We start from the raw sequence: 7,044 nt of genomic DNA, 5'->3' as shown, positions 1-7,044 counted from the left end.
CGCGGTGCCGGCTGGCACCGCGCCTCCTGTCCGTCAGTGGCTGGTCTCAGTGCTCCAGCAGCTCCGGCTGGAAGCCCACCTCGCGCAGGCGGTGGATGACGTCCTGCGCGTGCTCCGGCCCGCGCGCCTCGATCGACAGGTCGAGCGCGACCTCGTTGATGACGAGTCCCTGGCCGTGCCTGGTGTGGAGCACCTCGACGACGTTCGCCCCCGCGTCCGAGATGACCTGTGAGACGCGGGCGAGCTGTCCGGGACGATCCGGCAGCATGATCCGGATGCCGATGTAGCGCGACGCCGCGACGAGGCCGCGGGTGATCACGCGTTCCATCATGAGCGGGTCGATGTTGCCGCCGCTGAGCAGGACGACGGTGCGACCGGTGTCCCGGACGGCACCGGACATGATCGCCGCGACGCCGACGGCTCCGGCGGGCTCGACGACGAGCTTCGCGCGTTCGAGGAGCACCAGGAGCGACCGGGCGACGTCGTCGTCGGACACGGTGACGATCTCGTCGACGAGGTCGCGGATGATCGGGAAGTTCAGGTCGCCCGGTCGTGCCACGGCGATGCCGTCCGCGATCGTCGGCCGGGTGCTGACGGTGACGGGCTCGCCGGCCTCGAGCGAGCTCGGGTACGCGGCGGCGTTCTCTGCCTGCACCCCGATGACGCGGATGGTGCGTCCGAGACGCTCGGCGACGCCCTTGACGGCGAGGGCGATGCCGGCGATGACGCCGCCGCCGCCGATCGGCACGACGACGGTGTCGGCGTCGGGAACCTGGTCGAGGATCTCGAGCCCGAGGGTCCCCTGGCCGGCGATGACCGCGGGGTGGTCGAACGGCGGGATGAAGACCGCACCGGTCCGGGCCGCGAAGTCCTTCGCCGCGCTCAGCGCCTCTTCCACCGAGTGTCCGCGCAGGACGACCTCGGCTCCGTAGTGTCTGGTGGCCTGGAGCTTCGGCAGGGCGACGCCGACCGGCGTGAAGATCGTCGCCGGGATCCCGAGCTCACGTGCGGCGAGCGCGACCCCCTGCGCGTGGTTGCCGGCGCTGGCCGCGACGACGCCCGCGGCGCGCTGCTCGGGCGTGAGGGTCGACAGCCGGTTGTACGCTCCCCGCACCTTGTACGCCCCGGTGCGCTGCAGGTTCTCGCACTTGAGGTGGACCGGCGACCCGAGCACCTCGGCGAGGAACTGCGAGGTCTCCATCGGGGTCACGCGTGCGACCCCGGCGATCGTCACCCGCGCCTGCTCGATGTCGTCGAGCGTGGGGATCAGCGGTGTGGTGGTGTCGGTCACGGGTCCATCATCGTCGCTCGCGGCGCTCCTGACGAACCCGTGACGTCAGTTGGTGCTGGCCGTGCCGTCGGCAGCCGTGGGTTCCGGCTTGCTGCCCGGTGGCGGGACGTCGTCGCCGACCTTGTGCCGACGACGGCGCATGAGTTGGAGCTGCCCGTGCTGCCCGCGCTTCGGGGTGGCTTCGAGCACGTGCTCCGAGTCGAGCCCGCGCCACCGTCCGCTCGCGATCGTCGTCACCATGGCGTTCAGGGTGGCGATGAGCGGCACGGCGAAGAAGGCGCCGGCGATCCCGGCGAGGCCGGACGCCGCCGTGACCCCCAGCACCACGGCGAGCGGGTGGACCTTGACGGCGTTGCCCATGACGAGGGGCTGCAGGATGTGTCCCTCGATCTGCTGCACGAGCAGGACGACGCCGAGCACGAGCACGGCGGCGACCGGGCCGTTGAAGATGAGCGCGACGAAGACGGCGAGGAAGCCCGTGACGATCGCACCGACGACAGGGATGAACGCACCGAGGAACACGAAAGCGGCGATCGGGATCACGAGGGGCATGCCGCCGAAGAACAGCCCGACGATCCAGGCGCCGAGACCGATGCCGACGGCGTCGACGAACGCGACGAAGATCTGCACGCGGATGAAGCTCGTCAGGGTGATCCACCCGGCGACACCGGCACCGTCGACCGTCGCGCGCGCCTTCTTCGGGAAGAGCCGCACCGTCCAGCGCCAGACGTTCTTGCCGTCGACGAGCAGGAAGATCGTCGTGAACAGGATGATGAAGAGCGCCTCGAAGACGTGCGTCGCACCGGAGCCGGCGCTCGCGACCCCGGACAGGATGGATCCCGAGTTGTCCTGCAGCCACTTCGTGCCGTCGTCGAGCCACTTGTTCACGTCGCTCTGCGTGATGCCGAAGCCGGAGTTGAGGACGAAGTCCTTGATGTTCGCGTACTGGTCGATCGTGCGGTCCCGCAGCGAGGGGTACGAGGCGATGATCTGGTCGACCACGAGCCAGATGAGCCCGCCGAGCGCCGCGAGCCCGCCGAGCAGGCTGACCACGACGGCGAGCCACTTCGGGACGCCGTGCCGTTGCATCCAGTTCGAGATGGGGACGAGGAGCGCCGAGACCACGATCCCGATGAGGAACGGGATGAGGATCTGGCTGAACACGGTCATCAACCAGATGAAGACCGCGAGGACGCCGACGACCACCAGCACGCGCCACGACCACGCACCGGCGATCCGCATGCCCGTCGGGACCGATTCCTCGACCACGGGGTCCGGGTGCGTCGGCTGCTGTCGTCTCGCCCATGCCATGCTCGCGAGTGTACCGATGTGCCTCCTGGCAGGTACCAGATACGGCATACGTTGCCGGGCGCGGGGTGTCGGCGGCGGTCGGTAGCCTTCGGGACATGGTCAGGACCACGCTCTCCGCTGCCGAGGCCCGCCGCGTCGCGCTGGCTGCCCAGGGGTTCGGTCAGCCACCGGCCGACGCCGTGCCGACCCGGACGCTGAACGCCGGCTTCGCCCGCCTCGGGCTGCTGCAGATCGACTCCGTGAACGTCTTCGAGCGCAGCCACTACCTGCCGCTCTTCGCCCGGCTCGGTGCCTACGACCGCTCCACGCTCGACCGTTTGACCATGTCGAAGCGCGGCCCCTACGCCGAGTACTGGGCGCACGAGGCGGCCTTCGTCGACCGCACCGACCTCCCGCTCTTCCGGTGGCGGATGGACGCGCTGCGCGAACGCGACCTGCGGCCGAACCGGATCGACGGTGTCCGGCGGACCGAGGGGGTCCGCCGCGAACTGCGCGCACTGCTCGCGGCCGAGGGGCCGATGCCGGCGAGCGCGGTCGAGCACGAGTCGAACGTCCGCCGGGGGCCGTGGTGGGGCTGGAGCGACGTGAAGACCGGCCTCGAGCAGATGTTCGGCTGGGGCGACGTCGTGAGCGCCGGGCGGTCCGGCTTCGAGCGGGTGTACGCGCTCCCCGAGCAGGTCCTGCCGGCCGGCACGCTCGACCAGGCGCCGTCCCGGCCCGCGGCCGTCCTCGAACTGGTCCGTCGCGCCGCACGGGCACTCGGCGTCGGCACCCGCGCGGACATCGCCGACTACTACCGGCTCCGGTCCGACGACACCGCGGTGGCGATCGCCGAACTCGTGGCCGCCGGCGAGCTCGTGCCGGTGCAGGTCGAGTCCTGGGGCGAGCGCGCGTGGATGCACGCCGACGCCCGGGTCCCGCGGCGGATGACGGCCGACGCCGTGCTCAGTCCGTTCGACCCCGTCGTGTGGTTCCGGCGCCGGGCCGAGCGGATGTACGGCTTCCACTACCGGATCGAGATCTACACGCCGGCGCCGAAGCGGGTCTTCGGGTACTACGTGCTGCCCGTCCTGCAGGACGACCGGCTCGTCGGGCGGATCGACCTGAAGAGCGACCGGCAGCGCGGTGTCCTGCGCGTCCGGACGGCGTGGGAGGAACCGGGCGAGCGTCTCGATGCCGATCGACTGGCGGAGACGCTCCGGCGGACGGCAGCGTGGCAGGGGCTCGGCGGGGTCGAGGTCACCGACCGCGGCACGGCTGCGGCCGCGGTCGCCGGCGCGCTCGGGGTGCGCCTGGTGCCGCACGTGGCAGCCGACGACGCGGACGCGACGGTGGCGTTGGAACCGGCGGTCTGACGGCCCGGTCATGCGGGACGGCGTCGACCCGTGCCTCCTGGGCCGCAGCCGGTCGCCGCGACCCGTCGTCGGGTCAGAACCGGTCGAGGCTGCCGCGCAACCGCGCGATCCGGTCGGGCAGCGGCGGGTGCGTGGAGAACAGCCGGTCCATGAGCCCGGGGCGCATCGGGTCGGCGATCCAGAGGTGCGCCATCGACGAGTTCTGCGTCTGCATCGGCCGGCCGTAGGCGCCGAGCTTCTCGAGCGCGCGGGCGAGTCCTTCGGGGTGGCGCGTGGTCATCGCGCCGGTCGCGTCCGCCAGGTACTCCCGCTGTCGGGACACCGCGGCCTGCACCCCCGCCGCCGCGATCGGTGCGACGATCACCGCCACCAGACCGGCGATGAGCAGGACCGGGTTGTTGCCGCCGTTGTCGTTGTTCCGGTTCCGACCGCCGGCGAGCCCGCTGAAGATCGAGATGCGGAGGAGCACGTCGGCGATCAGCCCGACCGCGACCACGAGCCCGAACACCATCGTGGACACGCGGATGTCGTAGTTGCGGACGTGCCCGAGCTCGTGGGCCATGACGCCCTGGAGCTCCTGGTCGTCCATGATCGCCAGCAAGCCGGTCGTCGCGGCCACGATCGCGTGGTCGGGGTCACGGCCGGTGGCGAACGCGTTGGGCGACGGATCGTCGATCACGAAGACTCGGGGCATCGGCATCCCGGTGGCGATCGCGAGGTTCTCGACGGTGCGCCAGAGGCGGGGCTCGGTGTTCCGGTCGATCTCGATGCCGCCCGCGATCGCCGTCGCCTGACGACCGGCGGCGAAGTACTGCACCACCGCGTACCCGAGGGCGACCACGAGGACGATCACGCCGATCGACACGTTGCCGGCGAGGTAGCCCCCCAGGAACCCGAGCGCGCCGATGATCAGCAGGAAGACCAGGACGATGAGGACCGTGTTGCGCTTGTTGCGCGCGATCGCGCGGTACACGTCGCAGCCGGGCGGGTCAGAACTGGACGCGCGGCGGTTCGGCGATCGCCGCCGGCTCAGCGGTCTCGAAGAACGACGCCTCGGTGAAGCCGCGGCTCTTCGCGAACGACGAGTTCGGGAAGACCCGGATCTTGGTGTTCAGCTCGCGGACACCGCCGTTGTAGAAGCGGCGGGCGGACTGGATCTTGTCCTCGGTGTCGACGAGCTCGGACTGCAGCTGCAGGAAGTTCTGGCTGGACTGCAGCTGCGGGTAGCCCTCGGCCACCGCGAACACGCTCTTCAACGCCTTCTGCATGTGCCCCTCGGCCGTGGAGGCGCTCGAGGCGTCCCCGGCGCTGAGCGTCTCGGCGCGGGCCTTGGTCACGGCCTCGAAGACGGACTTCTCGTGCGTGGCGTAGCCCTTCACCGTCTCGACGATCGTCGGGATGAGGTCGGCGCGGCGCTTGAGCTGCACGGAGATGTCGCTCCACGCCTCGTCGACGCGGACCTTCAGCGTGACGAGCGAGTTGTACGTCACCCACAGGTAGATCCCCACGACGACGAGGAGGACCACCACCACTCCGACGACGATCAGCGTCGTGATGAGTCCGGTGTCCATGAGGGCGTACTCCTTTGCGCGTCGGGATCGCGGTGTCGCGGGATCGCGATGTCCTGCGATCGCGGTGTGACGGGGCCGACCGGCCGGTGTCACAGCCGAGGACGATTGTATCGACCAGTCGAGTGCCCCCTCGTCCAGGGCCCCGGTTCACGGGCGATTCCCGAGTCGCACACACCGCGCGCTCGGGCTGCGCGGCGTGTCGCCCCTTCCGCGGAGATCATCCGTTCGACGTATTGACCCGAGCGGCGCGATCACGTGGGATGGAGTCGGATGAACGCGCGCGGGGAGAACGTGGACGACCGGGCCGTCGGGGGCGACGGCCCCGTTCGCCGAACCCGGATCACGCTGGCCGTCGCTGCAGGAGCGGCGCTCGTCGTGGGCCTGCTCGCCCTCGCCCTCGCCGTGGCCCCGGCCCCCGCCTCAGCCTCGGCGGGTACAGCCGACGCGGACGGCGTTCGGGGCTCGCTCCGGACCGCATCCGCCGCGGCGCAGGCGGTCCCCGACCCGAGCACGACGCCGACCCCGACGCCCGCCCCGCAGGACCACCTGACCCCTGCTCCTCCGACCACGTCGCCGAGCCGTCCCCCGGTGCGCCCGTCGATCGACGACCCCGGCGACATCACGAGCGGGACCGTGCGCTTCAGCGGAGCCGGCACCCCCGGGCACGACCTGCGGGTCACCGGACCGGCGTCCACCGGGTCGACCGGGTGCACGGCGACGGTCCACGACGACGGGACCTGGTCGTGCATGGCGACCGTCCGGAGCGGACCGCAGCAGGTCTTCACCGTGGCCGACCAGAGCTTCCCGGGCCTCGGCTCGGCACGCACGCCGGCGTCCGACGTCATCGTGCCGCCGGTCGTGACCACCTCGAGGCCGACGAACGGTCCGGTCTCCGGGACCGGGCACGCCGGATCGACCATCACGCTGTCGGTGTCCGGGTCCGCGACGGACCGGACCGCCACGGTCGGAGCCGACGGCCGGTGGACGGTCTCGCTCCGCGGTGGTCCCACCGGCGGGGACGGGCGCCGCTCCGTCACCGCCACGCAGACCGCGAGCACGGCCGACGGGTACCGGTCCGACCTCCGGAGCGCCGCGTCGACCCCGGTGACCGTCACGCTCGACCAGACCCCACCGAGGGCACCGCGCATCACCGCACCAGGGTCAGGTGACCGCGTCCGCGTCCAGCCCCTCACCGTCAGCGGGACGGGCGAAGCGGGCGCCGTGCTCACCGTCTCCGTGGACCGCGCGCCGGTCTGCCAGGCCGAGGTACCGGCCTCCGGGCGGTGGTCCTGCACCACGACCGGATCCTCACTCGGTGCCGGCACCCGGTCGCTGACGGCGACGCAGCACGACGCCGCCGGCAACTTCTCGCCGACCTCGACGGCTGTCCGGGTCGTCGTCTCCCCTGCGTCCGCGGTTCCGGGCACGCCGGGCAACGGGTCGACCGGCAGCGGGTCGGCGTCCGGGACGCCCGGGTCGGGGACAGGCAGCCCCGGCAGCGCGACGGGCCCGAACG

General features: G+C 71.7%; 6 protein-coding genes. 2 read left to right on the top strand and 4 right to left on the bottom strand.

Annotated elements, in window-relative coordinates; translation table 11 throughout:
• Positions 1 to 46: 46 nt before the first annotated feature.
• Positions 47 to 1,291 carry a threonine ammonia-lyase gene (gene ilvA / locus Q7F20_RS17100; RefSeq protein ID WP_305741266.1) on the bottom strand — a complete coding sequence of 415 codons (1,245 nt, stop codon included), beginning with the start codon at positions 1,289 to 1,291 and terminating at the stop codon, positions 47 to 49.
• Positions 1,292 to 1,336: 45 nt separating this feature from the next.
• Positions 1,337 to 2,602: an AI-2E family transporter gene (locus Q7F20_RS17095; protein ID WP_305741265.1), complete on the bottom strand. Its 1,266-nt coding sequence runs from the start codon at positions 2,600 to 2,602 to the stop codon at positions 1,337 to 1,339.
• 95 nt (positions 2,603 to 2,697) lie between these two features.
• Here Q7F20_RS17095 and Q7F20_RS17090 point away from each other — a divergent pair, with 95 nt between their 5' ends.
• On the top strand, positions 2,698 to 3,957 hold the full coding sequence (locus tag Q7F20_RS17090) for a winged helix-turn-helix domain-containing protein (RefSeq protein ID WP_305741264.1): 1,260 nt from the start codon (positions 2,698 to 2,700) through the stop codon (positions 3,955 to 3,957).
• 73 nt (positions 3,958 to 4,030) lie between these two features.
• On the opposite strand, the gene Q7F20_RS17085 is transcribed toward Q7F20_RS17090, so the two are convergent.
• Positions 4,031 to 4,930: a M48 family metalloprotease gene (locus Q7F20_RS17085; RefSeq protein ID WP_305741263.1), complete on the bottom strand. Its 900-nt coding sequence runs from the start codon at positions 4,928 to 4,930 to the stop codon at positions 4,031 to 4,033.
• A gap of 16 nt (positions 4,931 to 4,946) precedes the next feature.
• Positions 4,947 to 5,528 (bottom strand): LemA family protein, encoded by a 582-nt coding sequence (locus Q7F20_RS17080; RefSeq protein WP_070416768.1) that lies wholly within the window; start codon positions 5,526 to 5,528, stop codon positions 4,947 to 4,949.
• Between the two features lie 270 nt (positions 5,529 to 5,798).
• On the opposite strand from Q7F20_RS17080, the gene Q7F20_RS17075 reads away from it, so the two are divergent.
• Positions 5,799 to 7,044: Ig-like domain-containing protein (locus Q7F20_RS17075; RefSeq protein ID WP_305741262.1), on the top strand; the 1,246-nt coding region annotated here is incomplete at its 3' end.

It is taken from the genome of Curtobacterium sp. A7_M15 (assembly GCF_030705415.1).
In the GTDB taxonomy this organism is placed as follows: Bacteria; Actinomycetota; Actinomycetes; order Actinomycetales; family Microbacteriaceae; genus Curtobacterium.
The sequence above is the reverse complement of the archived record's forward strand: the minus strand, read 5'-3'. Positions and strand labels throughout refer to the sequence as shown.